The 25,845-nt window shown below is 49.7% G+C and carries 23 protein-coding genes; 8 read left to right on the top strand and 15 right to left on the bottom strand.

Going from position 1 to position 25,845, the window contains the following annotated elements:
* Complete coding sequence (map, locus tag BLU97_RS06830) at positions 1-867, bottom strand: type I methionyl aminopeptidase (protein ID WP_033149292.1); 867 nt, start codon at positions 865-867, stop codon at positions 1-3.
* A gap of 217 nt (positions 868-1,084) precedes the next feature.
* Here map and BLU97_RS06835 point away from each other — a divergent pair, with 217 nt between their 5' ends.
* Entirely contained in the window at positions 1,085-2,521 is a 1,437-nt protein-coding gene (locus BLU97_RS06835) for a DUF1254 domain-containing protein (protein ID WP_081352897.1), read from the top strand.
* Positions 2,522-2,607: 86 nt separating this feature from the next.
* Here BLU97_RS06835 and BLU97_RS06840 read toward each other — a convergent pair whose 3' ends face one another.
* The 6 genes from BLU97_RS06840 to BLU97_RS06865 all read right to left on the bottom strand — a co-directional run bounded on the left by BLU97_RS06840 (position 2,608) and on the right by BLU97_RS06865 (position 8,482).
* Positions 2,608-3,132, bottom strand: coding sequence for a hypothetical protein (locus BLU97_RS06840; RefSeq protein ID WP_139208881.1), 525 nt, complete (start codon positions 3,130-3,132; stop codon positions 2,608-2,610).
* 115 nt (positions 3,133-3,247) lie between these two features.
* Positions 3,248-3,892: an HAD family hydrolase gene (locus tag BLU97_RS06845; RefSeq protein ID WP_074760814.1), complete on the bottom strand. Its 645-nt coding sequence runs from the start codon at positions 3,890-3,892 to the stop codon at positions 3,248-3,250.
* Positions 3,889-5,613, bottom strand: coding sequence for a dipeptidase (locus BLU97_RS06850; protein ID WP_074760957.1), 1,725 nt, complete (start codon positions 5,611-5,613; stop codon positions 3,889-3,891). Before BLU97_RS06850 ends, BLU97_RS06845 begins: the two co-directional genes overlap by 4 nt.
* Positions 5,614-5,629: 16 nt before the next feature.
* Positions 5,630-6,481 (bottom strand): carboxylating nicotinate-nucleotide diphosphorylase, encoded by an 852-nt coding sequence (gene nadC, locus BLU97_RS06855; RefSeq protein ID WP_074760815.1) that lies wholly within the window; start codon positions 6,479-6,481, stop codon positions 5,630-5,632.
* Positions 6,482-6,518: 37 nt separating this feature from the next.
* Positions 6,519-7,016, bottom strand: coding sequence for an outer membrane beta-barrel protein (locus BLU97_RS06860; protein ID WP_175456322.1), 498 nt, complete (start codon positions 7,014-7,016; stop codon positions 6,519-6,521).
* Between the two features lie 5 nt (positions 7,017-7,021).
* Positions 7,022-8,482 (bottom strand): carbon starvation protein A, encoded by a 1,461-nt coding sequence (locus tag BLU97_RS06865; protein ID WP_074760816.1) that lies wholly within the window; start codon positions 8,480-8,482, stop codon positions 7,022-7,024.
* A 109-nt stretch (positions 8,483-8,591) separates the two neighbouring features.
* Between BLU97_RS06865 and BLU97_RS06870 the strand changes: the two genes are divergently transcribed.
* The 3 genes from BLU97_RS06870 (at position 8,592) to BLU97_RS06880 (ending at position 13,042) form a co-directional block, all read left to right on the top strand.
* Positions 8,592-10,058, top strand: coding sequence for a glycoside hydrolase family 10 protein (locus tag BLU97_RS06870; RefSeq protein ID WP_074760817.1), 1,467 nt, complete (start codon positions 8,592-8,594; stop codon positions 10,056-10,058).
* 82 nt (positions 10,059-10,140) lie between these two features.
* Positions 10,141-11,394 (top strand): mannonate dehydratase, encoded by a 1,254-nt coding sequence (gene uxuA / locus BLU97_RS06875; RefSeq protein ID WP_074760818.1) that lies wholly within the window; start codon positions 10,141-10,143, stop codon positions 11,392-11,394.
* Positions 11,395-11,455: 61 nt separating this feature from the next.
* A complete protein-coding gene (locus tag BLU97_RS06880) occupies positions 11,456-13,042 on the top strand; it encodes a mannitol dehydrogenase family protein (protein WP_074760819.1) in 1,587 nt (528 codons plus the stop codon).
* A 55-nt stretch (positions 13,043-13,097) separates the two neighbouring features.
* Here BLU97_RS06880 and BLU97_RS06885 read toward each other — a convergent pair whose 3' ends face one another.
* From BLU97_RS06885 to BLU97_RS06910, 6 genes are read right to left on the bottom strand one after another with little or no spacing between them, the layout of a single operon-like run.
* Positions 13,098-13,766 carry a tetratricopeptide repeat protein gene (locus BLU97_RS06885; RefSeq protein ID WP_074760820.1) on the bottom strand — a complete coding sequence of 223 codons (669 nt, stop codon included), beginning with the start codon at positions 13,764-13,766 and terminating at the stop codon, positions 13,098-13,100.
* Positions 13,759-14,820, bottom strand: coding sequence for a 3-isopropylmalate dehydrogenase (gene leuB / locus BLU97_RS06890; RefSeq protein WP_074760821.1), 1,062 nt, complete (start codon positions 14,818-14,820; stop codon positions 13,759-13,761). Before leuB ends, BLU97_RS06885 begins: the two co-directional genes overlap by 8 nt.
* A 23-nt stretch (positions 14,821-14,843) precedes the next feature.
* Entirely contained in the window at positions 14,844-16,418 is a 1,575-nt protein-coding gene (locus tag BLU97_RS06895) for an alpha-isopropylmalate synthase regulatory domain-containing protein (RefSeq protein WP_074760822.1), read from the bottom strand.
* On the bottom strand, positions 16,397-16,993 hold the full coding sequence (gene leuD, locus BLU97_RS06900; RefSeq protein WP_074760823.1) for a 3-isopropylmalate dehydratase small subunit: 597 nt from the start codon (positions 16,991-16,993) through the stop codon (positions 16,397-16,399). Before leuD ends, BLU97_RS06895 begins: the two co-directional genes overlap by 22 nt.
* A gap of 10 nt (positions 16,994-17,003) precedes the next feature.
* Positions 17,004-18,389 carry a 3-isopropylmalate dehydratase large subunit gene (leuC, locus tag BLU97_RS06905; RefSeq protein WP_074760824.1) on the bottom strand — a complete coding sequence of 462 codons (1,386 nt, stop codon included), beginning with the start codon at positions 18,387-18,389 and terminating at the stop codon, positions 17,004-17,006.
* On the bottom strand, positions 18,390-19,895 hold the full coding sequence (locus BLU97_RS06910; RefSeq protein ID WP_074760825.1) for a 2-isopropylmalate synthase: 1,506 nt from the start codon (positions 19,893-19,895) through the stop codon (positions 18,390-18,392). It lies immediately after the preceding gene.
* Between the two features lie 426 nt (positions 19,896-20,321).
* On the opposite strand from BLU97_RS06910, the gene BLU97_RS06920 reads away from it, so the two are divergent.
* A complete protein-coding gene (locus tag BLU97_RS06920) occupies positions 20,322-21,638 on the top strand; it encodes a GH25 family lysozyme (RefSeq protein ID WP_074760827.1) in 1,317 nt (438 codons plus the stop codon).
* Between the two features lie 2 nt (positions 21,639-21,640).
* Positions 21,641-22,111, top strand: coding sequence for a 23S rRNA (pseudouridine(1915)-N(3))-methyltransferase RlmH (rlmH, locus tag BLU97_RS06925; RefSeq protein ID WP_074760828.1), 471 nt, complete (start codon positions 21,641-21,643; stop codon positions 22,109-22,111).
* Here rlmH and BLU97_RS06930 read toward each other — a convergent pair whose 3' ends face one another.
* Positions 22,112-22,987: a neutral zinc metallopeptidase gene (locus BLU97_RS06930; protein ID WP_074760829.1), complete on the bottom strand. Its 876-nt coding sequence runs from the start codon at positions 22,985-22,987 to the stop codon at positions 22,112-22,114.
* A gap of 57 nt (positions 22,988-23,044) precedes the next feature.
* Positions 23,045-23,815: a DUF5715 family protein gene (locus BLU97_RS06935; RefSeq protein WP_074760830.1), complete on the bottom strand. Its 771-nt coding sequence runs from the start codon at positions 23,813-23,815 to the stop codon at positions 23,045-23,047.
* Positions 23,816-23,893: 78 nt separating this feature from the next.
* Here BLU97_RS06935 and BLU97_RS06940 point away from each other — a divergent pair, with 78 nt between their 5' ends.
* Both BLU97_RS06940 and BLU97_RS06945 read left to right on the top strand, forming a co-directional pair.
* Positions 23,894-24,856 carry a PhoH family protein gene (locus BLU97_RS06940; RefSeq protein WP_033149339.1) on the top strand — a complete coding sequence of 321 codons (963 nt, stop codon included), beginning with the start codon at positions 23,894-23,896 and terminating at the stop codon, positions 24,854-24,856.
* Between the two features lie 31 nt (positions 24,857-24,887).
* A complete protein-coding gene (locus tag BLU97_RS06945; RefSeq protein WP_013064788.1) occupies positions 24,888-25,844 on the top strand; it encodes a phosphoribosylaminoimidazolesuccinocarboxamide synthase in 957 nt (318 codons plus the stop codon).
* The last annotated feature ends 1 nt before the right edge of the window (position 25,845 follow it).

Consider the following 25,845-nt stretch of genomic DNA (forward strand, 5'->3'; position numbering starts at 1 on the left):
TTAGTACGTCAGTATCTCTACACCATGTTCTGTCATCACCAGTGTATGCTCCCACTGTGCGCTGGGCAGTTCGTCTTCGGTAATCACCTCCCATCCGTATGGATCGTCGGCATCGATGAACACCTTCCAGGTACCCATGTTAATCATAGGCTCGATGGTGAACACCATACCAGGAACCAGCAGCATACCGGTACCACAATGTCCGTAGTGCTCTACATCGGGTTCCTCGTGGAATTTCAGTCCCACGCCGTGTCCGGCCAGATCGCGAACGATACCATAGCCGTATTTCTTACAGTGCTTCTCGATGGCATGACCGATATCGCCCACAAAGCCATAAGGCTTAGCAGCCTCCATACCAATCTCCAGACACTCCTTAGCTACACGCACCAGCTGCTCCTTCTCGGGTGTGGTCTTACCGATGATAAACATGCGACTGGCGTCGGCGTAATAGCCATCAAGGATGGTAGTAAAGTCAACATTGATGATATCGCCCTCTTCGAGCACGTCTTCCTCCTTGGGAATACCATGACAAACCACCTCGTTGATCGAGGTGCACACGCTCATGGGGAAGCCTTCGTAATTCAAGCAGGCAGGGATGGCACCAGCATCCTCGCACACCTTGCGACAAATCTGGTCGATCTCGAGTGTGTTCATTCCAGCCTTAATCTCTTTGGCCACTGCGTCGAGCACAGCGGTATTTACTACACCCGCCTTACGGATGCCTTCTATCTGTTCAGGGGTTTTAATTAAGTCACGTGTTGGCACCAGCTTACCTTTGTTCTCCCAATACATAATGGTTTTATCCATCTCTGTGGGCTCCTGTCCGGGCAAGCAATGCCATCTTCTTTTTTTCTTAAATGCACTCATTTCACCTTATTATATATATAATCGGGTGCAAAGTTACTGCAAATTATGCGAATAACCAAAGGAAAATACTTTTTTCTTTATTTATGCGAGTTACATCCATCTACCACACCAGTGGTTTATATGTTTAATTTTTTCTTTATATATTTTGTTTTTTCAATTTATTTTCATATCTTTGCCGCCATAAAAAAAATATCACTATAAATCAAATTTATTCAGTATGAAAACAAAACTAATTCACAACCTTGCTACAGCGGCTATGATGCTGCTTGCAACCATTGTCGGTACAGGATGCAACTCCAATTCCGACAATCCCGCTAATGCGTCAAATTTATTAACTGATGCCGAGAAGGCTGATTTGCTTGAGCGAGCTTACGTATATGCACTGCCGCTGATGCTTATGGATGCCACCTATATCCATATGACTAACGTGGTTGACCCCGTTGGTCAGCAGGCACCAGCCAACCGTCTGATTCACGCCCGCGTGCTGGCCAACGCCAATACCAAGGAGGTGGTTACACCCAATGTGGACACGAACTACACACAGGTGATGATGGACCTCTCAGGAGATGCACTCGTGTTGCGCCTGCCACATACCGATCGTTTCTGTCTGGCTCAGATTCTTGATGCCTGGAGCAACTGCATAGCAGCTCCTGTTGCCACCGATATCGAGGGTGAATATGGTTACTTCTGTTTTACCGGTCCTAACTTTAAAGGCGAAGTGCCTGCCAACATGACTCATATCGCCAGCCCTACCGACCATGTGTGGATGCTGCTGCGTACTGTTTGTAAGGGTAAGGATGACCTGGACAACGTACATGCCATACAGGACGAGATGCGCACCTATATGCTGAACGACTTTGTAACTAACGGCGCAGAATATAAAGGTAAGGGAACCTACAACCCTGATTACGACTTTAAAGCTCCTGTGGACTACATCATGACTATGCCTATGGACAAATTCTTTGCTCGCGCCAATGAGCTAATGCTCACTAATCCGCCTACAAAAGCTGATGCCGAATGGCTGGCCGACCTGAAGCGTATCAACGTAGGCCCAGGTCTGAAGTTCGATGCTTCAATCTTCGGCAGTGAGGCAGAGACATTGTGGAAAAACCTCGTAACCAATATTATCGCTATCACAACGCCACGCAGTCAGCAGTTTGTGAAGCCCAATGGCTCTTGGCAGTTCTATGGCGAACCTATTGCAGAGTTCGGTACCGAATACTATTATCGCGCTCTTATTGCTGTGGCAGCTCTGGCAGCCAATCCTGTAAGCGTGGCCGTTTACCCACGTGCCAACGTGGATGCCAATGGACAGCACCTTAATGGCAATCATCGCTATCGTCTGCATATCACATCAGACAACTGGCCAGAAACAAAACCTTATGGTTTCTGGAGTGTGACTCTCTATGGCGAAGACAACTTCCTCTATAACAACGAGCAGAATCGCTATAATATCACAGACCGCGACAACTGGAAGCGCAATGATGATGGCTCACTCGACATTTATGTTTCGCACGAACAGGATACAGACCATCCCGACAACTGGCTGCCTGCTCCAGCAGACGACTTCCATCTCATCTTCCGTATCTACAACCCAGTGGATCGTATCGCCCATAACGAGTGGACGATGCCTGTCATCACCCGCTTAGATTGATATCCCAGATACCTCAAATTTACCCAAACACTAACCCCGCTCTACTATGATAGTAAAGCGGGGTTTGTATTAGGGTATATTGCAATTTATTTGATGCGGTGGCGGGGGCGAGATATCGTGGTGCTATCTGCAACTGCTCCGCGTGTGTAGTAATGGCTGCCGCCCCAGTAATCCCAGTCGTAAGAATTCTCGTAACGACGTGAGCTGTTGAAGAGGTCGAAGCGAACTTCCTTATGGCCATCATAGAACCTGCCACTGAAATGATTATCGCTCAGGGTGTAATGCTGGATCTTTAGATTACAGTTTTCCTCGATAAAGTGGATATAGATGGTGCCATACTCTACAACCCAGTTGAAATGGTTGGGAACATAGCCGCGATGATCGTAGTAATCTACCCAGAGACCAGAACCCTCGCTATAGGTGTAGGGGTCTTTCAGGAATGTGATCTCGGATGATACATAGCTGTAGCCATCCCAATCTTCAATAGACATATCACCCGTCCATGTGCCTTCGAGTGTGTAGGCGATTTCCTCATCGGTTTCGCAAGAGGTGAACGACAGTGTCATCAATCCCATCATCGCGATCATCAGTGTTGTGTAGAGCTTCTTCATAATTGTACCCTTTCTATTTTTTTTGTTAGACATTCGATTATTTTTGATATTGCAAAGTTAGATAATTTAGCTTACTCCTACAAAGGAAAATCCATAAACCATAATGGGGAATTCCCTAAAGTAGAGAGGAAAGTTGGTTAAAGTCCATATTCCGATAATCGGATATCTGGATGTCGGACAATTCGCTGATCGATTCTGCCGAATTGGTGGTTGCCAGTCCCACTACCTTCATCTGGGCAGCACGACCAGAACGCAGACCATTAAAGCTATCCTCGAAAACAATACACTCATCGGTGCTTGCACCCAAACGCGCGGCAGCTTTGAGATAACAATCGGGATCGGGCTTACTACGCTCGAAATCCTCGCTGGTAAGAATAGCATCGAACAACGACTTAAACTCGGGCTGATAGCGATACACAGCCTGCATCTTAGGCAGATTAGAGCTGGTAACAACTGCCGTTTTCACACCATGAGCGTGCAAATCGGCAATCATCTGCTCGAAGCCTTCGATATAGTCGTAATGCATGTGACTCTCGTATTCGTTAAGTCTATCTGTGATTACAGGCTGCTCTTTCTCCAACGGACCACTGAACCACTGATTGTAGATCTGTGTAAGCGTCTGACCTTTAATTTCGTGTTCCAGACCTGGACGTTCGGGGTGATAGAGTCGACACTGAGAACCCCAGAATATAGAATACTGGGGTTCTGTGTCGAATACTACACCATCGAGGTCGAAGAGTGCGGCTTTCAATGTGCTCATTTCTTCTCCTCCACTGGTACAAGATATTTGTCGCCGGTCTGCTTCAACAGATCACGGGCATACTGCTCAGGATAACCAGGACGCTCTGCACGTGCACCATGTCCATAAGGTGTGCGCAGGAAAGTGCCGTTAGCATCTGTTGGCTTAATGGCCATATCGTTAAACTTCACAATCAGATAGAAGGCCAGCTTCTGCCAACGGGCAATCATCTCGTCACCCTTCTTGCAGCTGTAATTAGTCAGGAACTTCACACGCTCCTCGGCTGTAGGCAATGCGAGGGCCTTAGCCTCGATCTCGGGCTGAAGCTGAGCATACGAAGCGTCGAGCGAATCGCGAACGGCCTGCAGGGTTGGGAACAACTGTGAGTAACGAGGATAAACCATATTGCTAACCCAGTTGCAAACCCAGAAAGCGTTGTCCATCGAGAAGGTTACGTCATCGGCACCCTCCTCGGTAAAACACTTGGGGCGACGTGTGCTGCAAGAGTACATAGGTGTGTAAGCCACCATGTTACCATCATCGTTACCAAACCAGAAGCAAGCACCAACCTCGCGTGGCATCCAGCTACGCATCTGTGAGATAAAGCTCCAAGCAGTCTGCTGGGTTGAGATAGGACGCTCGTTGAATACATCCTGCTCGCCCACCTTGAATGTAAGAGGTGTTGGACGATAAGGCATCTGATAGATACCGCCACCAATATTGGTATCGAGAGCGAATGGTGTGCCCTCGTAGTGATCGCGCATAGCATCGCGCAGATCCTGGATGGTTACCTTCTTGTTAGGGATAATCCAAAGTGGCATCTCCTTAGCGTTCTTCTCCTTACCGGCTGCATAGGGAACATACTCCGAGAAATCGTCAGCAAAGCGGTTGAAGAAACTCCAAACACGAGCCTCGCAGAAACGACGACCCGAGAAGTCGGGAGCAGCGTAGGCAGCATTATAGCTGAAGTCGGCATCCTTACCATCAAACCAGCCCATCGCACGTGCATAGCTTACCACATTGCTTGAGCAAAGCATCAGGTTGGGAACAGGCTTCTTACCGTTAACGGCATACTTCTTACCAAACAGGTCCTTCATCTTTACCTGTACATAGCGACCATCCAGGAACTTGGTGATACGACTTTGGTTAGCGTGAGCTGCTACAGCATTATCAGGAATGCGTACAGCTACCCAAACGGTGCGCTCCTTCGACTTGGTGCGATCAGGACCGCAGCCCATCATCTCCAGTATCCAAGCCTCGTCCTTATCAGCTACAGAGAAGGTCTCACCCTCAGAGTAGTAACCATACTGCTCAACGAGCGAAGTCATAATCTGCAGGGCCTCGCGAGCAGTCTTAGAACGCTGCAGGGCGATGTAGATCAGTGAACCGTAATCGATAACACCTGTTGAGTCGGCCATCTCCTCGCGACCACCAAAGGTGGTCTCACCGATAGTTACCTGCCACTCGTTAGAGTTACCAATCACATTATAGGTCTCGGCAGCCTCGGCTATCTCACCTAAATACTTGTTTGTATCCCACTCGTACACCTTACGCATATCGCCAGGCTGATGCTTGGCAGCGGGATAGTGATAGAGGGGCATGAATGCGCCATACGAGTCGGCATTATAAGTTACAAACACCGAACCGTCGGCGCTGGCTTTCTTGCCAACAATAAAGTTAGTACATGCCGATGCGCCCATTACGGCCATCAGCGCAATTGCTAGTATCAGTTTTCTTTTCATATACATTATTATAATATTAGTCGCAAGCCTTGAAACTCATGTCGAGTCCCTTAACAGAGTGTGTGAGTGCACCAACGCTGATGAAATCTACACCCTGTTCAGCATAATCACGGATGGTATCGAAGGTGATACCGCCGCTCGATTCTGTCTCATAACGATGGTTGATAATATCAACCGCCTTCTTGGTATCGGGCACGCTGAAGTTATCGAGCATGATACGGTCCACACCACCGTGATCCAGTACCTGCTGCAACTCATCGAACGAACGAACCTCGATCTCAATCTTCAGGTTCAAGCCTTTCTCATCGAGATACTGATGGCAACGATCGATAGCGTTTGTGATACCACCAGCAAAATCTACGTGGTTATCCTTGAGCAGAATCATATCAAACAAACCGATACGGTGATTGCAACCACCACCAATCTTTACGGCCTGCTTCTCGAGCATACGCATACCAGGTGTGGTTTTACGGGTATCAAGCACACGGGTGTTGGTACCCTCCAGACGCTTCACATACTTATCGGTCATGGTGGCAATACCACTCATGCGCTGCATGATATTCAGCATCAGACGCTCGGTCTGAAGCAGCGAACGGATTTTTCCTGAAACAATCATGGCGATATCGCCTTTCTTTACGCGGGTTCCATCCTGCATCAGCACCTCAACCTGCATGGTGGGGTCGAAACGGTGGAACACTTCTTTTGCAATTTCTACTCCTGCCAAGATACCATCTTCCTTAATCAGCAGATGGCTCTTACCCATTGCATCCTCGGGGATACAGCACAAGGTAGTGTGGTCGCCATCGCCTATATCTTCGGCAAACGACAGATCTATCAGTCTGTCAACCAATTCATCAACACTTAACATTAATTTTAAATTTTACTATTTTACTTTTATTTTGATTTTAGAAATAAATTCCGAATCCGAGACGTACGCCGAATCCTGAATAGTTGGAATCCTTGGTACTGTGCTCGTAATATACCTCGGGCTCAACAGTGAGCTTACCTGTGAGGAAATAAGCGTAACCTACGCTCAGCTCAGGACGGAAATCGCTGAAGTCGTCGCAATGTACATACTTGGCTGTAGCACCTGCATACACACCGCAACTCTCAAAATAATAACGCAATCCGGCACCCAACTGTACCACCGATGGAAAATCGGTCTGAGCACGATAACCTACCAAACCGGTAATCATCCAGTCGTCGGCAATCAGATAACCGCCTTTAGCATCAAGGTTGAAGGTCCAATCGCTACCCTTATGATAGTTCAGATCCAAACCTGAGAGCGAAGCGCCTACATACCACTTATCCTGAGTAAACACCTTTTCAGAATCGTTCAGATACTGTGCATTAGCACCGATTGCCATCATCAGGCCGATAGCAGCCATCATCAACTTTTTCATAATCATTACTGTTTTAAGTTATTATTCTTTCGATACCATAATACAAACCATACGATAGCTACACCCAGACAAACCACGCCATAAGGATAACCATCGTTGCCAAGACCCAGGAACTGCTTCGACACAAAGAAGTAGGTACTACAAACGGTAGTCATAAACAAGGCAGGAATCAGCGTAAGCCAGAAGCACTTGTTGTTGCGAACCAGATAAACGGTGATGGTCCAGAGTGTGAACACGCTGAGCGCCTGATTACTCCAACCGAAATACTGCCAGATGGTATTGAAACCATCGGGATTCTCAATCTGCCAAACCAGCATAGCGATAGAGATGGCAAACAAGGGGATACAGATAAGCAAGCGCTTCGGGATGGGGCGCTGATTCATCTTTAACCACTCGGCAACAATCAGTCGGGCCGAACGGAAAGCAGTATCACCCGATGTGATAGGTGCAGCAACCACTCCCAACATAGCCAGGATAGCACCAACAACACCCAACCACTCGTTACAAACCAAGTTTACTACAGCTGGAGCCGAAGTATGGAATCCAGCAGTAGCCTGCTCAATCAGCGTATAGCCTGGAGCGGGGTTACCATAGAAGAACCACGATGCTACTGTAGCCCAAATAAGTGCCACGATACCCTCGGTAATCATGGCGCCATAGAAGATGGGGCGACCCATTTTCTCGCTCTTTACGCAACGGGCCATCAGCGGACTCTGTGTAGCATGGAAACCTGAGATAGCACCACAGGCAATGGTGATAAACAAAGCTGGGAAGATGTTATCCTTCCAGGTATCAGGCTCGGTAGCAGCACCCATATTATACAGACTGTTCCAGAGCTCGGGCACTGTGGGCCAATGCAGGAACAACCACACCATCAGCGCAGCTGCCATAAACAGCAGCGAGAAGGCGAAGAGCGGATATATCTTTCCGATAATCTTGTCAATAGGCAACATAGTGGCAATGACATAATAGCTGAAAATGATGATAATCCACATAAGGGTGTCACCACCTATAGAATGCAGAATCTCGGCTGGCGAATAGACAAACACCGCACCTACTATAATGAGCAGCAGCACGGTGAACACCAGCATGATATTCTTGGTGGTCTTGCCCAGATACTGACCGATGAGTTCCGGCAGGCCTGCACCATCATGACGCATGGACAGCATGCCCGACAAATAATCGTGGGTGGCACCGGCAAAAATACAACCAAAAACAATCCACAGATAGGCTACCGGACCGTACTTGGCTCCCATAATAGCACCAAAAATAGGACCAGTACCAGCAATATTCAGGAACTGAATCATGAAGATTTTCCATGAAGGAAGTACGATGTAGTCTAGGCCATCAGCTTTGGCAACAGCTGGAGTCACACGGTCGTCGGGACCAAACACACGCTCTACCAGGCGACCATAGAAGAAGTAGCCTATCACAAGAGCAACGAGACTCAATACAAATGAAATCATCTTTCTTTAGCTATTTTTTGAATTATTTTTGTGCAAAAGTAGTGTTTTTATTTGAGAAATGGAAAAAATAAAGTAACTTTGCACCAAAATTATCAAAAAAAATATCATTTTGAAGACAATTATACATATTTTCGTGCTTTTAGCACTTGTGCTAAGTACCAAAGCGAACACGCCAAAACATGAAGTAAGAGCCGTTTGGTTGACAACCATTGGTGGCATTGACTGGCCTCACTCCTACTCTACACCTACCCAGCAGCGCGAGTTGATTTCGATTCTCGACCAACTGCAGCAGGCTGGTATCAATACCGTACTGATACAAACCCGAGTACGTGCCACCACTATTTTCCCAACCCCCACTGAGCCTTGGGACGGTTGCATTACTGGTCATCCTGGCAAATCGCCAGGTTACGACCCTCTGCAGTTCTGCATTAACGAGTGCCATCGTCGCGGTATGGAGTGCCACGCTTGGATTGTTACCATCCCCGTTGGAAAATGGAACGGTACAGGCTGTAAGCTGCTCCGACAGAAATACCCATCGCTGATCCGTAAGATTGGCGACGAGGGATATATGGATCCCGAAAAGCCACAAACGGGCGATTATTTGGCCCAGTTCTGTGCCGAAGTTACCCGCAATTACGATGTAGATGGCATCCATCTGGATTACATCCGCTACCCCGAAACCTGGAAGCTGAAGGTATCGCGCCCACAAGGTCGACAGTACATCACCGATATCGTTCGCAAGATTAATCGCTCCGTTAAAGGTTTAAAACCATGGATTAAGCTATCTTGCTCGCCTATAGGAAAATACGACGACTTGACTCGTTACAAAAGTTCGGGTTGGAATGCCAACACCACCGTGTGTCAGGATGCCCAAGGATGGTTGCGCGACGGACTGATGGATGCCCTGTACCCGATGATGTATTTTCAGGGTAATAACTTCTTCCCCTTTGCGGTAGATTGGTTGGAGCATAGCTACGGACGTATGGTAGCTCCAGGCCTGGCTGTTTACATGATGCATCCCCGCGAAAAGAACTGGAATCTGGATGTGATTACCCGCGAGATGAACGTGCTGCGCCAGCTTGGTTTGGGATGCACTTTCTTCCGCAGTAAGTTCTTTACCGATAATACCAAAGGTATCTACGATTTCACCCGCGATTTCAATATCGTACCAGCCCTCATTCCACCTATGACGTGGGCAGGCAAGCAGGCCCCATCGGCTGTTAACCATTTGCAGATGAAACGCGGTTTGATCAACGATATGATTTCGTGGCAGAAGGCTACCGACTATTCGGGTGCCGACTATCTATTATATAATGTCTATGCCTCAGAAACACTTCCCGTTGACGTGAACAATCCCGAGAACCTGATTGCTACCCGTCAGCGTGATTTGTCGATTACCGTACCCCATAAGGGTCGCACCTTGTATTATGCCGTTACAGCCATGAATCGTTATGGGATGGAGGGCGAGGCTGCCTGCATTCCCACAGCAATGGGGCCTCAAGGTAGCAATCGCTTCGATTTTCGCGAGCTAATCATGGGAAATAAGCTAAAAAAGTACAAATCAACAAAGAAATGAGCTAAAAACACAACCTCATTTGCCAATAATTGCGTAATTTTGCAGCATTCAAAAATATAGCAAATCAAAAATATAACTAATTATGGAAAGAACTTGGAGATGGTTTGGCAAGAAGGATAAGATTACTCTTGCACAACTCAGACAAATCGGTGTTGAGGGCATTGTTACCGCCCTGCACGATGTACCCCTTGGCGAGGTTTGGACTCGTGAGAAGATTCGCGACCTGCGCGAGTACATCGAGAGCTACGGCATGCGCTGGAGCGTAGTAGAATCGTTGCCCGTTGTTGAGACAATCAAATACGGCGGTCCCGATCGCGATCACCAGATTGAGGTTTACAAAGAGAGTCTGCGTAACCTTGCTGCCGAAGGTATCCACTGCATCTGCTACAACTTCATGCCCGTACTCGACTGGGCTCGCACCGACTTGTTCCACGACAACCCCAACGGTGCCACTAACCTCTATTTCAACTATGCCGAATTTGCTTATTTCGACATCTATATCCTGAAGCGTCCAGGCGCTCGCGAGGAATGGGAGAAGTTCCAGTTCCCCGAGGGATGGGGCCAGGGCCGCAGCGTCATCGCCGAGTGCGATGAGCTGGCCAAGACCATGACACCAGAGAAGGACCACAAACTGGTAGAGAATATTGTGATTAAGACGCAGGGCTTTGTATCAGGTAACTTCAGCGAGAACGATGAGGCTCCTGTACAGAAGTTCCGCGAGTTCCTCGATCTGTATAAGGGCATCGACAAGGCTAAGCTGCGTGCCAACATGAAGTACTTCCTCGAGGCTATCATGCCTGTTTGCGAGGAGTGCAACATGAACATGTGTGTTCACCCCGACGATCCCCCTATCGAGATTCTAGGCTTGCCACGTATCGTACGTACCGAGGAGGATATCCAGTGGTTCCTGGATGCTGTGCCCAACAAGCATAACGGACTCACCTTCTGTGCTGGTTCGCTCTCTGCAGGCGCTTATAACAATGTGGTTGAGTTGGCTAAGAAGTTTGCCTCTCGCACACACTTCGTTCACCTGCGTTCGTGCCACATCTTCCCCAATGGCGACTTTACTGAGGCCTCTCACCTGGGCGGTCGTGCCGACCTGATCGAGCTGTGCCGTATCTTCGAGAAGGAGAATCCCGCTCTGCCCATGCGTGTGGATCACGGTATGACCTTTACCGATGAGCCTGGTGGCATTATGGACGAGAGCAGTCACGGTCACAATGCCGGTTACACTCTCCTGGGTCGTATGTTCGCCCTCGGTCAGGTACAGGGTATCCTCGCCGCCGTTGATCGCGAATTAGGCATCGAATACAAACAACCCGGCTTTTTCGATTAATTAAAGCCTACCCCAACCCCTCCCAAAGGGGAGGGGCTTTAAAATATTAAAACAAAAAGAAATGAAACTTAATGATATTATAAGCGGTAAGTTTAGCGCCGCAGAGTGGGAAGCTAAGGGCTACCAGCTTCCTAAGTTTGATATCAAGGCTGTACGCGAAAAGACAGCCAAAGAGCCCACATGGGTACACTTCGGTGGCGGAAACATCTTCCGTGCTTTCCCTGCTGCCATCCTGAACGACGCACTGAACACAGGTAAGTACGATCGCGGTGTGATTGTAGCCGAGACTTTCGACTTCGAGGTCATCGATAAGGCTTATGCCCCCTATAACAACCTTTCGCTTTGCGTGAACCTCTGCTCAGACGGTTCTATCGAGAAGAAGGTGATTGCCTCAGTAACCGAAGCCCTGAAGGCCGACCCACAGTTTGAGGATTGGAACCGTCTGGTTGAAATCTTCAAGAACCCATCATTGCAGATGATTTCGTTCACCATCACCGAGAAGGGTTACACTTACAACGAGGCCGATCTGGCTCGCGGACTGAAGCCCCTCTTCGCTATGGGTAAGGTTTGTGCCCTGTTGCTCGAGCGTTTCAACGCCGGACAGCTGCCTCTCACCGTTCAGAGTATGGACAACTGCTCGCACAACGGCGATAAGGTAAAGGCTGGCGTATTTGCTTATGCCGAGCGTTGGGTGAAGGACGGACTGGTACCTGCTGCCTTCCTCGACTACCTGAAGGATGAGAAGAAGATCACCTTCCCATGGTCGATGATTGATAAGATTACCCCTCGTCCACACGAGAAGGTAAAAGAGATGTTGGCTGCTGATGGTTTCGACGACAACAACTACATCGAGACCGAGAAGCACACCTTCACAGCTCCATTCGTAAATGCCGAAGAGGTGCAGTATCTGGTAATCGAGGATAACTACACCAACGGTCGCCCACCATTGGATCTGGGCGGTGCGCTCTACACCACTCGCGAAACCGTTGATAAGGTTGAGACCATGAAGGTTACCACCTGCCTGAACCCTCTGCACACCGCCATGAGTATCTATGGCTGCATGCTGGGCTACACCTTGATTTCTGCCGAGATGGCCGACGAGGACCTGCGCCCATTCGTTCAGAAGCTGGGTTATATCGAGGCTATGCCGGTAGTAGTTGATCCAGGTGTGCTGAACCCCTACGAGTTTATCGGCGCTGTTATCAATCGCCGTTTACCAAACCCATTCATGCCCGATGCCCCACAGCGTATCGCTATGGATACCAGTCAGAAGCTGCCTATCCGTTTTGGTGAGACTCTGAAGAAGTACATCGCTCGCGGTTTGGATAAGAGCAATCTGGTACTCATCCCTCTCACCTTGGCTGGTTACGCCCGCTACCTGAAGGGAATTAAGGATGATGGTACAGCCTTTGATTGTTCCCCCGACCCCATGCTCGAGGAACTGCAGGCTATCGTTGCTCCATTGCAGATCGGTAAGGCCGATCAGGATTGGAGTTGTCTGAAGACGCTCTACAGTCGCAAGGACGTGTTCGGTCTCGACCTTTACGAGGCTGGTCTGGGCGAGCAGATTGAGGGAATGGTTAAGGAACTGTTTGCTGGCAATGGTGCCGTTCGTGCAACCTTGCACAAATACGTTTCTGCTAGATAAAATAAAATGGCCCTAATAATAATGAAGCCCGCCAAATTTGGTGGGCTTTATTATTTTATTTGCACTTATCGTACCACTCACGTAACGCAGCACGTGGGGTGCCTTGTTTTACGGCTTGGTCTAATGCCTCGCGGGCCTCTTTCTTTCTGCCTAAGCGCAACAGCACATCAACCTTCGATGCCGTCAGTTCTGCGTTCTTAGGCGCTAATCGTAAAGCTTCGTCCCAATCGTACAGGGCTGCATCGTATTGCTCCTGTTGGGTTTCAAATACAGCTCTGGCTGCATAGGCATCCGTACTGTCGGGGAACATCTGTACAGCACGGTTCAACTCATCGGCAGCATCGGTCTTTCGTCCCAACAACTGCAACACGTGCGCCAAACCCAAGCGTGCCTCCAGGTGTTCGGGCTGGATAGCTAAGAACGCCTCGTAATCAGCACGGGCAAAACTATACTGTCGCAACTGCGTCTGACAGAACGCACGGAAGTAAAGTGCCGCCAAGTTTTTCTCGTCTTTCTTCAATACAGCCGAATATTCATCGCGGGCATACTCGTACTGCTGCAGATTAATATTAGCCTCAGCCTTTTTTAATCGCAACTCCAGATTACTGGGATTCAGATTTATCTGCTCTATCAGTACCGATACCGAATCGCGCCATTGTTTGGGCGTCTGGGCAGCTGCGCCCAACGCCACAAACATAGCAGCTATCATTACAACTTTACGCATTCTTAATGTAATTTACAATCCACTCTCCTACTTCGGTTGTGCCGTATTTCTTGCCACCCTCGACCTGAATCTCCGGGGTGCGTACGTTGGCATCGAGCGAGGCGGTGACAGCCTTACGGATAAGACCACCCTCCTCGTTCAGTCCGAAGTGCTCCAGCAGCATAGCTGCTGAGAGAATCTGAGCGATTGGGTTAGCCAGATTCTGACCGGCAGCCTGTGGCCACGAACCATGAACGGGCTCGAACAGCGGTGTGTGCTCGCCTAATGACGACGAAGGCTGCAAGCCCATCGAACCAGTAATACAGCTGGTCTCGTCGGTCAGGATATCACCAAAGGTATTCTCGGTAACAATCACATCGAAGTAACGGGGCTCTGTGAGGACACGCATCGAGGCATTATCGATAAACATGTAATCGGTAGTAACCTCGGGATACTGCGACTCCATCTCCTTGGCTATCTGGCGCCACAAACGACTAGATGCCAGCACATTAGCCTTATCAACCACAGTCAGGTGCTTCTTACGGGTCATCGCCATCTCGAAGCCCACCTTCAGGATGCGCTCCACTTCTGGACGGGTGTAGATATTGGTATCGTAGGCCTGATCGTTATCCTGATACTTGGCACCGAAATACATACCGCCAGTCAACTCGCGAATCACCACAAAGTCGGCACCCTTCAGGAGCTCTTCTTTCAATGGCGACTTGTGCAGCAGACAATCGAAAGTAGCCACAGGGCGCACGTTGGCAAACAAACCCAGCTTCTTACGCATGGCCAGCAAACCTGTCTCAGGACGTATCTTAGCGGTAGGATCGTTGTCGAACTTCAGCGAGCCAACAGCAGCAAACAGCACAGCGTCGGCCTGCATACATACCTCGTGAGTGCTGTCGGGGTAAGGATCGCCCACCTCTTCGATGGCGTGAGCACCACAGATAGCAGGGGTATATTCAAACTCGTGACCGAACTTAGCGGCAATCGCATCCATCACAGCCACACCTTGTTTCATAATCTCTGGGCCTATTCCGTCGCCCTCTAATACAGCAATTTTCAGTTTCATAATTCCATTTTTGTTTTTTCCAACTAAATTTCTTTCTCTTGTTCATCTTCGATGATGTTCAGCATCTTGAAGGTAGCCTTGATGGCCGCTTCGGTCTGGTCGGCATCCAGTCCGCGGGTGCGGAGGATTTTGCCGTTATCATTCCAGGTAATCACGGTCTGTACCAACGCATCGGTTCGTCCACCTGGTGGGATGGTAACAGCGTAGTTCTGCAGGATGGGGAACGTACGTCCGAGATACTTCTTATAGATATAGCGCAACGACTTTACGAAGGCATCGTACTGACCGTCACCAGTAGCCGAAGCCTCATACGCCTGTCCGTTAATCTCCACCTTCACATTTGCTCCAGGTTTTAAGCCATAAGCCGTTGATACCACGTAACTTACCAACTTAACTTTATTCTCAGGCGCATCGTGTTTCAGCACGTCGCTCACAATGAATGGCAGATCCTCCTGCGTTACAATCTCCTTCTTGTCGCCCAGTTCGGTAATACGCTGGGTTACACGTTTGGTCTGTTCAGGTGTGAGTTCCAAACCGAGCTCCTCCAGATTCTTGGCGATGTTAGCCTTACCGCTATTCTTGCCAAGGGCATATTCACGCTTTCTACCGAATCGTTCTGGCACCAAGGCGTTACAATACAGGTTGTCCTTCTTATCGCCATCGGCATGCACGCCAGCCACCTGGGTAAACACATTGTCGCCGATGATGGGCTGATTAGGCGCTACGGCAATACCGCTATAGCTCTCAACCATTCGCGAGATATCGTTCAGCTTGTCCTCGCGGATATTGGTGCGGGCGTTAAACTGATCCTTCAGAATTACCTGCACACTCGACAGCGGTGCATTACCACAACGCTCACCCAGTCCGTTCACCGTTACGTGCAGACCTTTGGCGCCACTCAGCACAGCAGCCAACGAGTTTGATACCGCCAGGTCGTAATCGTTATGGGCGTGGAAATCGAAGTGTGTATCGGGATAACGCTTCAGCATTTTGCGGAAGTACTCGATACACTGCAACGGGTTCATGATACCCAAGGTATCGGGCAGCATAAAGCGTCGGATACCTACATCGCACAGCGCATCCATCAGCTTGTAAACGTAGGTGGGCGACTCGTTCATACCGTTGCTCCAATCCTCCAGATACAGGTTAACGGTGATACCTTTCTCGTGGGCATAACGCACCTCGCGATGGATATCCTCAATGTGCTCGTCGGGTGTTTTCTGCAACTGCTGGGTACAATGCTTCAGCGAGCCTTTGCCCAACAGATTCACGGTCTTACAACCGCACTCAGCAGCCCAGTCGATGCTTTTGCCGCCATCGATAAAGCCCAGCACCTCTACCCTTTCGAGGGCATCGATACGTGAGGCATAGCGACAAATCATGCTTACCGCCTCGCGCTCGCCCTCGCTCACTCGGGCCGATGCCACCTCGATACGATCCACATTCAGATCGTTCAACAGCATACGGGCCATCATCAGCTTTTCGTGGGGCAGAAACGATACGCCGCTGGTTTGCTCACCATCGCGTAGCGTAGAGTCCATAATCTCCACAAAGGGCTTTACACGCTTGAATTTGTTTACTTGTTCGCTTGTTCCCATTGTTCTGTTTTCTGTTTGTTCTCCACCAAGAAGTCGATATCGTCTAAGCCGTTCATCAGACAATGCTTCTTGTAGGCGTTAATGTCGAAGTGCTCGCTACGACCGGTAGCCTTGTTGGTTACCGTCTGGTTGGGCAGATCCACCTCTACTTCGGTCTTAGCGTCAGCATCGATGCTGGCAAAGAGTTCAGCCAGGAACGCCTCGCTTACTACCACGGGCAGCACAAAGTTGTTCAACTCGTTGTTCTTATGGATATCGGCAAAGAAACTGCTGATAACCACACGGAAGCCGTAGCCTGCGATGGCCCACGCAGCGTGTTCGCGACTACTACCCGAACCAAAGTTCTTACCTGCCACCAGGATGCAACCCGAGTACTTGGGGTTGTTAAGCACAAAGTCGTTGTTCAGCGTACCGTCGGCATTGTAACGCCAGTCGCGAAACAGGTTGTCGCCAAAGAATTTCTCTTCGCGTGTGGTAGCCTTCAGGAATCGGGCGGGTATGATCTGGTCGGTATCCACATTCTCCATCGGCAGGGGCACACACGTACTTGTTATGATGTTGAATTTCTGTTTCATCTTTTTTTTGCTATATTAACTCTCGTGGATCTGTTATTACACCCGTGATGGCTGCGGCGGCAGCGGTGAGGGGCGATGCTAAGATGGTGCGGGAACCGGGGCCTTGACGACCTTCGAAGTTGCGGTTGGATGTTGATACCGCCAACTTGCCTGCGGGCACCTTATCATCGTTCATGGCCAGACAGGCCGAACAGCCAGGCTGACGGATTTCGAAACCAGCAGCCTCGAGCACCTTGTCGAGTCCTTCTTCGCGAATCTGCTTGTCAACAGCCCACGAACCAGGTACCAGCCAAGCCACTACATCGGGCGACTTATGGCGCCCCTTAACCAGATGGGCAAACGCACGGAAATCCTCGATACGTCCGTTGGTACAAGCACCCAGGAACACATAATCCACCTTGGTGCCCAGCAACTTCTGTCCAGCCTCAAACTGCATATAATTCATAGCCTTTTCGTAGCTCTCCCTCCCTTTGGAGGGGGCTGGGGGGAGGCTTTCAGTAATACCGATGCCCATACCTGGGTTGGTACCATAAGTAACACGGGGCTCGATATCAGCAGCATTAAACGATAGCTCCTTGTCGAACACAGCATCGTCGCCGCTCTTCAGCGTTTTCCAATAGGCCACAGCCTTGTCCCACGCCTCGCCCTTGGGTGCATACTCCCTACCCTTCAGGTAATTAAACGTGGTGCTGTCGGGAGCGATAAAACCACCACGCGCACCCATCTCTATCGAGAGGTTACACAGCGTCAGTCGACCCTCCATACTCATGGCCTTTACTGTCGATCCGGCATACTCGATAAAATAGCCTGTAGCACCACTGGTAGTTATCTGTGCCATCAGGTAAAGGGCCACATCCTTAGGGGTTACCCCCTTACCCAACACACCGTTGATGGTGATACGCATCGACTTGGGTTTCTGCTGCAGAATACACTGCGAAGCCATTACCATCTCTACCTCGCTGGTGCCGATACCAAAGGCCACAGCACCCATTGCGCCATGGGTAGAGGTGTGCGAATCGCCACAAACAATCGTCATGCCTGGCAGCGATAATCCCTTCTCTGGACCTACCACGTGGATAATACCGTTATCCTTCGACATCATGCCGTAATGCGTCAGTCCGAACTCAGCTGCATTCTTGGCGAGTGTGTCCACCTGCTTACGCGATACGGGGTCCTCGATAGGTTTATCCTGATCGTGTGTAGGTGTATTATGGTCGGGCATACAAAAAATCTGCTGGGGGCGGAAACACTTCAGTCCGCGAGCACGCATGCCGTCGAATGCCTGAGGCGATGTTACCTCGTGACAATACAAGCGATCGATATACAGCTGCGTAGGTCCGTCCTCCACCTGCTGCACCACGTGCTTATCCCATATCTTATCAAAGAGTGTATTCATTTAGTCTTCCTCCTTTTTAAATTTGTTGATACAATCGATATACGCCTCGACGCTGGCGGTTACAATATCGGTGTTGGCACCAAAACCATAGTAAAGTGCGCCATCGTACTCCACCTGCATGTGTACCTTACCCACATCGTCGCTACCCTTCGAGATAGCCTGAATGGTAAACTCCTTCAGCGTCATCTGCTTCATGATAATCTTCTTGAGTGCCTTGATAGCTGCATCAACCGGACCGTTACCAGAAGCAGCAGCCTCGAACTTCTGTCCGCTGATGTCCAGTCCGATACTGGCCACACTCTTCACGCCCTTACCTGTAGTAACCTGCAGGAAGTCCAATCTAACAGCGTGCGTATCAGCTGTATCGGCACCAGCCAGCATCAGGGCATCGGCATCGCTCACCTCCTTCTTCTGGTCGGCCAATACCAGGAACTTCTCATATACCTTATCCAATTTCTCCTCGGTCAGATCCACACCATTTACATGCAGACGATGCTTCAAGGCAGCACGACCTGAGCGGGCGGTGAGTACGATTGAGTTATCGTCGATACCCACATCCTTGGGATCCATAATCTCGTAGGTCTGTACGTTCTTCAGAACGCCGTCCTGATGGATACCGCTTGAGTGCGCAAAGGCATTACGACCCACGATAGCCTTGTTAGGCTGAACGGGCATATTCATCAAGCTCGACACCATACGGCTGGTGGGATAAATCTTAGTGGTATTGATATTGGTCTCGATACCCAACTGCTTGTGGCACTTCAGTATCATGGCAATCTCTTCGAGCGATGTGTTACCGGCACGCTCGCCAATACCGTTGATGGTCACCTCCACCTGACGGGCACCTGCCATCACACCGCTGAACGAGTTGGCTGTAGCCATACCCAAGTCGTTATGACAATGGGTTGAGATGATGGCGCGATCGATATTATCCACGTGCTCCATCAGGTATTTGATTTTATCGTGATACTCCTCAGGCAGACAGTAGCCTGTGGTATCGGGGATGTTTACTACGGTAGCACCAGCCTTGATAACAGCTTCCACTACCTGGGCCAGATATGCGTTGTCTGTTCTTCCGGCATCCTCGCAGTAGAACTCCACATCATCTACAAATCGCTTGGCGTACTTGGTGGCGGCAACGGCACGCTCCAGGATCTCCTCACGGGTTGAGTTGAACTTATACTGAATGTGCTCGTCGCTGGTACCGATACCCGTGTGGATACGCTTGTGCTTGGCATACTGCAGGGCTTCGAAAGCCACGTCGATATCACGTTCAACGGCACGTGTCAGCGCACAAATCACTGGCCATGTAACCGCTTTCGAGATTTCAATCACACTGTTAAAGTCACCTGGACTTGAGATAGGGAATCCTGCTTCGATCACGTCCACGCCCAACTGCTCAAGCGCCTTAGCCACCTGAATCTTCTCTACGGTGTTCAACTGGCATCCGGGCACCTGTTCGCCGTCGCGGAGCGTTGTGTCGAAAATAAACAATCTGTCACTCATTTTTAAATTTTTATTTTAACGATAATACTTGTTATTCCAAACGAAAAGAACCTTTCACACTCGGAAGTGAGAAAGGCTCTTTCTTAATTTTTAGTTTCAATGAAACATTGTCAATTATCTACATACCCTGTCACTTCCGACCTGCCCCATGCAGTCGAATAATAATAAACAGGCTGTTAAGTAGATTCAGACTCTTCATTTTTGCTTAATTTCTTATTTTCGGCTGCAAAATTAATCATTTTCGTTGGAATAAACAAACAATTCGTAACTTTTTTATCGAAAAAATCTATCAATTTATTAGTTTTAGCCTTTTTTGGGGGCCTGTTCGCACATCAATTCTTTATCATAAGCATAAAAATTATCATTATTTTGATGGCAAAGATAGCAAATTAATTTGTAACTTTGCACCCGAAATCATGTAAATAAATGAAAAAGGTATTAATATCTATTATAACACCCTTTGTCCTGCTGTTGGCATCAACCTACTTTCTGAGGCAACCCACACATCCCGGCATGCAACTGAGTGCCGATATGCAGAACACACTTGCCGCCGAGGCCGACACCCTGCCCAACGACTCTATGCCTGATTTTGGCGACGAATTTGAGTACTACTTCGACCGTCACAATGTGATGGACGAGGGTTATGAGATGGTGGCTGCCTTTGCCAACGGCAAGCGCCTGCAGATTGAACCTGCCCAGCGACTAACTGTTTGGAACGTGGGCAACTGGCGCAACCGTACCCACGAGGGCACCACGCTGGCTTTAGACTCGGCTGGTTTTACCATCGTGGCCACTTATCAGGCCGACACCATCAAAACGGGTTTGCGTATCGACAGCTTAGGAACTTACCAAGGCGACTTCAGAGGTACCAAAGCCAACGGTCATGGTGCTTACATAGCCGATGGCAGCTATTTCGAGGGTCACTGGACCGATGACAAGCGCGACGGATTCGGCATACAACTGCTTACCCCCACCGATGGCGAGCCACGCCTGCAGGTGGGCGAATGGAAGAAGAACCGATTCTGGGGCGAACGCATGAAGTACACCTCCGAGCGTATCTATGGCATTGATATCGCCCGCTACCAGCACGGCAAGGGGCGCCACAAATCACCCATTCTCTGGGACAAGCTCAGCATCAGCTTCTTAGGCAAGAAAAACCACAAGAATGTGCACGGCAAGGCCAACTACCCCATCTCGTTTATCTTTATCAAGAGTACCGAGGGCGTTACCGTAACCAATAAGTTCTATGCCGACGATTACGCCAAGGCACGCAAGCATGGTATCCCCATCGGCGCCTACCACTTCTTCTCGCTCAAGACATCGGGTGCCGCCCAGGCCAAGCATTTTATCAAGCACACCAAGTTCCAGAAGGGCGACCTACCCCCAGTGCTCGACGTAGAGCCCAGCGACGCACAGATTCGCGCTGCAGGCGGTGCCGAGAAGATGTTCCAGCAGATACGTATCTGGTGCAGGATGGTAAAGGCCCGTTGCGGCGTAACACCTATCTTATATATAAACCAGATGTTTATCAATAAATATTTTGGTATGGTGCCCGACATTAAGCGCGACTACGACGTGTGGATTGCCCGCTACGGCGAGTATAAGCCCGATGTGCGCCTGGCCTTCTGGCAACTGTGCCCCGATGGTCGCGTAAACGGTATTCGTGGCGATGTAGATATCAATGTGTTTAACGGCTATAAGAGTCAGTTCGACGAGTTCGTAGCCACCAAAAGTATCAAGTGATTATGAAAACGATTTTGATTCTGGTGGGCAAGACCACCGACAAGCATTTCCAGGCAGGCATCAACGATTATGTGGATCGCATCGGTCATTACATGCCTTTCGAACTCGTAACCATCCCCGAACTCAAAAACACCAAGAGCCTGTCGGAAGCGCAGCAGAAGACTACCGAAGGCGAGCTGATTCTGAAACAGATCCAGTCCAGCGACACCGTAGTACTGCTCGACGAGCATGGCAAGGAGTTTCGCAGTATCGAGTTTGCCAAGTGGCTGGAGCAGAAACGCAATACGGCCCGCCGACTGGTATTCGTCGTAGGCGGACCGTATGGATTTTCTCCCGAGGTATATGCCCGTGCTAACGAGCAGCTCTCGCTTTCAAAGATGACGTTCTCGCATCAGATGATTCGTTTGGTGTTTACCGAACAGATCTATCGTGCCTGCACCATCATCAAGGGTGAGCCCTATCATCACGAGTAATTATAGATCGTTGTAATTCTGTACAGCGAAGGTGCTGGTGCGCATGTCGCCAGTCTCAAAGCCACGCTTCAGCCAGCGCTTACGCTGATCGCTAGTGCCGTGGGTAAACGATTCGGGTGTTGCCCTACCCTGAGCCTTCTTCTGCAACCAGTCGTCGCCGATAGCCTTAGCCAGCTCCAAGCCCTTTTCTAAATCGCCGTACTCCATCGAGTGGTTCATGGCATCTTCGTAATGCGCCCACACGCCGGCATAGTAGTCGGCCAGCAGCTCCAGTCGCACACTTATCTGGTTGGCAGTCACCTTATCTGTCTGATTCATAGCCTGATGCGCCTTATTCAGCGTACCCGTCAGGTACTCAATATGGTGACCAATCTCGTGGGCTATCACATACGCGTAGGCAAAGGTGTTACCCTCAACCCCCAACTGACGTTTCATCTGGGTAAAGAACGACAGATCCACGTACAGCTTCTGGTCGCCCGAGCAATAGAACGGACCCACCGCAGCTGTTGCCGAACCACAGGCCGAGTTTACCTGATTACTGAACAGCACCAGCGTGGGGTACTGATATTCGCCCCAGCCATTCTCCTCGAACACCTTGGTCCATACCTCCTCGGTACTGGCCAGAATCTTCTTACAGTCCGAGGCCAGTTCCTGTTCCTCCTCAGTAAAATTCTCCTCGCCAACGGTCTCGGTAGGCGCCTGCATGGTTTGCTGCACCACATTCTGTACCACATCTGTTACATCGCCGCCTTGCAGGAATGTAAACAGCGCAATCAAAATAATACCTCCGATACCACCGATACCAGCCTTAGCACCACCGCTCATACCGCGGCGATCCTCAACATTCGAGCTTTCTCTTCGTCCGTCTAATCTCATAGTCCTAAGTTCTTATTTAATGTTTAATCTTTAATGTTCAATGCTCAATGTTCAATGTCATCTCACCGTCATATGAAAGCACCCCTGCTTCACCTCGTATTTGATGTAGCAGCGCCCCTGTTCGCGCATATCGCGCAGCACCTCGCACAACACGTATTTCAAGCTGTCGTTTCGCACAGCTCTGCGCTCAGGCCCATCAGGATCCTGAACCGTTTCGTAACGGTTGTAACAGATATCGAAGGTGGTACCATACAGATGGCACGAGTTCTCGGTAGCGTTGCCGTTATGTCGGCGCAGTTTGGTCACATCGGCCTCGGTACGCAGCACGCTGGTAACGATAGGACGATGCAGAGCAATGCCTTTTACATACAAACTGTCGAAGAATGCCTGTCCTACATCCTGCAGCAGTACCGCCGCACGGGGCACCAGATAAGGAATACTCGAGTACAGCTTGTCGATATGGTAGTAAGGGTTGGCACCCACATACACCAGTTCGCTCTTACGTTTCTCGGCATCCTCGCGGTTCTTCACACGCTTCACGCCCCACTTCATCGCTGCCGCCAACTGCACCGACTGGGTATCGGGGAAGCAAGCCTTAAAGCTGGGCACCGAGAATATTTTGTGCTTCTTTGTTTGATAGCTGATGGGCTTTGGTTCAGCCAGGCTGTCAGCTGGGGCGATCGCCCCAGCACTAGAGCTAGAAATACTAGCAGGGCTAGAAGTGCTAGTTCTGGCTTCAGCCAGCTGCGGAAACTCTGCTCGCACTACCGAAAGCACCACTACCACCACCGTAAATCCTATTAAATATCTTTTTTTTGTAAGTTTCATCTAAAAATTCTGTTTTTACGTTGCAAAGATACAAAAATTATTTGTAACTTTGTGCCCAAAAATAAAAAACTTCAGCTTTTGATAGAGAAACATATCGTATTAGAAGACATTGACCCCGTGATATTCTATGGGGTTGGCAACGGGCACTTACAGATGATTCGCTCGTTATATCCCAAACTGCGCATCATGGCCCGCGACAATGTGATTCGCGTTTTGGGCGACGAGGAACAAATGGCAGCTTTCGAGGAAAGCGTTGAAAAGCTGCGCGCCCATGTACTCCGTTTTAATTCGCTTGGCGACGAGGACATCCTCGATATCATAAAAGGTAAGCGCACGCGCGATGATGTGCCCGATGGCGTTGTGGTTTATTCCATGTCGGGCCGCCCCATCAAGGCGCGAACGCCCAACCAGCAGCGACTCATCGAGGCTTACAACCATAACGACATGGTGTTTGCCGTTGGCCCAGCTGGTACCGGAAAAACATACCTCTCCATAGCCCTTGCCGTTAAAGCCCTGAAAGACAAAACCGCCAAAAAGATTATCCTCTCGCGCCCAGCTGTAGAAGCTGGCGAGAAACTCGGATTCCTACCTGGCGACATGAAGGATAAAATCGACCCCTATCTGCAGCCCCTTTACGATGCCCTCGAGGACATGCTGCCTCAGGTAAAGCTGCAGGATATGATGGAGAAAAACATCATTCAGATTGCCCCCTTGGCATTTATGCGCGGTCGCACGCTGAACGATGCTATTGTGATTCTCGACGAGGCGCAGAACACCACACCCGCCCAGATCCGCATGTTCCTCACCCGTATGGGCTGGAACACCAAGATGATTATTACAGGCGACATGACGCAGATCGACCTGCCCCACTCGCAGAAGAGCGGACTCATCGAGGCCCTGCATATATTAAATAATGTAGAGGGCATTGGTATTGTTAATCTGCAGCGCGATGATATCGTTCGCCACAAGCTCGTAACCCGCATCGTGAACGCCTACGAGGAGTTCGACAAAGAGATGAAGGGCGAAATACCAAACAAGTGAAAAAGGTCAAAAGGTAAATAATAATAAAACAATGAAAGCATTAACTAAGACGGACTTTAAGTTCGCAGGACAGAAGAGCGTTTATCACGGCAAGGTTCGTGACGTTTACAACATTAACGACGATCTGATGGTGATGGTAGCCACCGATCGTATCTCAGCATTCGATGTAGTACTGCCCAAGGGAATCCCCTTCAAGGGTCAGGTGCTCAATCAGATTGCAGCCAAGTTCCTCGATGCCACTACCGACATCTGCCCCAACTGGAAGCTGGCTACCCCCGATCCCATGGTAACCGTTGGTCTGAAGTGCGAGGGTTTCCGTGTTGAGATGATTATCCGTAGCATCCTTACCGGTTCGGCTTGGCGCGAGTACAAGAATGGCTGCCGCGAACTGTGCGGTGTTAAGCTGCCCGACGGCATGAAGGAGAACGAGCGTTTCCCCGAGCCCATCATCACCCCAACAACCAAGGCCGATGAGGGTCACGACATGAACATCTCGAAGGAAGAGATTATCGCTCAGGGCATCGTATCTGCCGAGGACTATGCCATCATGGAGGACTACACCCGCAAGATCTTTGCTCGCGGACAGGAGATTGCCGCCAAGCGCGGACTGATCCTCGTTGACACCAAGTACGAGTTTGGTAAGCGCGATGGTAAGGTTTACCTCATCGACGAGATCCACACCCCCGACTCAAGCCGTTATTTCTATGCTGATGGTTACGAGGAGAAGTTGGCCAAGGGCGAGCCCCAGCGTCAGCTCTCTAAGGAGTTCGTTCGTCAGTGGCTCATCGAGCACGACTTCATGAACGAGCCCGGACAGACCATGCCCGAGATTACCGACGAGTATGCCGAGAGCGTATCAGAGCGTTACATCGAGCTTTACGAGCACATCGTAGGCGAGAAGTTTGAGCGCGAGAACAGCGACGAGGACATCGCCCAGCGCATCGAGAAGAACGTCAGCGAATGGCTCGCAGCTTTTAAGTCACGTTAAT

The organism is Xylanibacter ruminicola, from assembly GCF_900107775.1.
Lineage (GTDB): Bacteria > Bacteroidota > Bacteroidia > Bacteroidales > Bacteroidaceae > Prevotella > Prevotella ruminicola_C.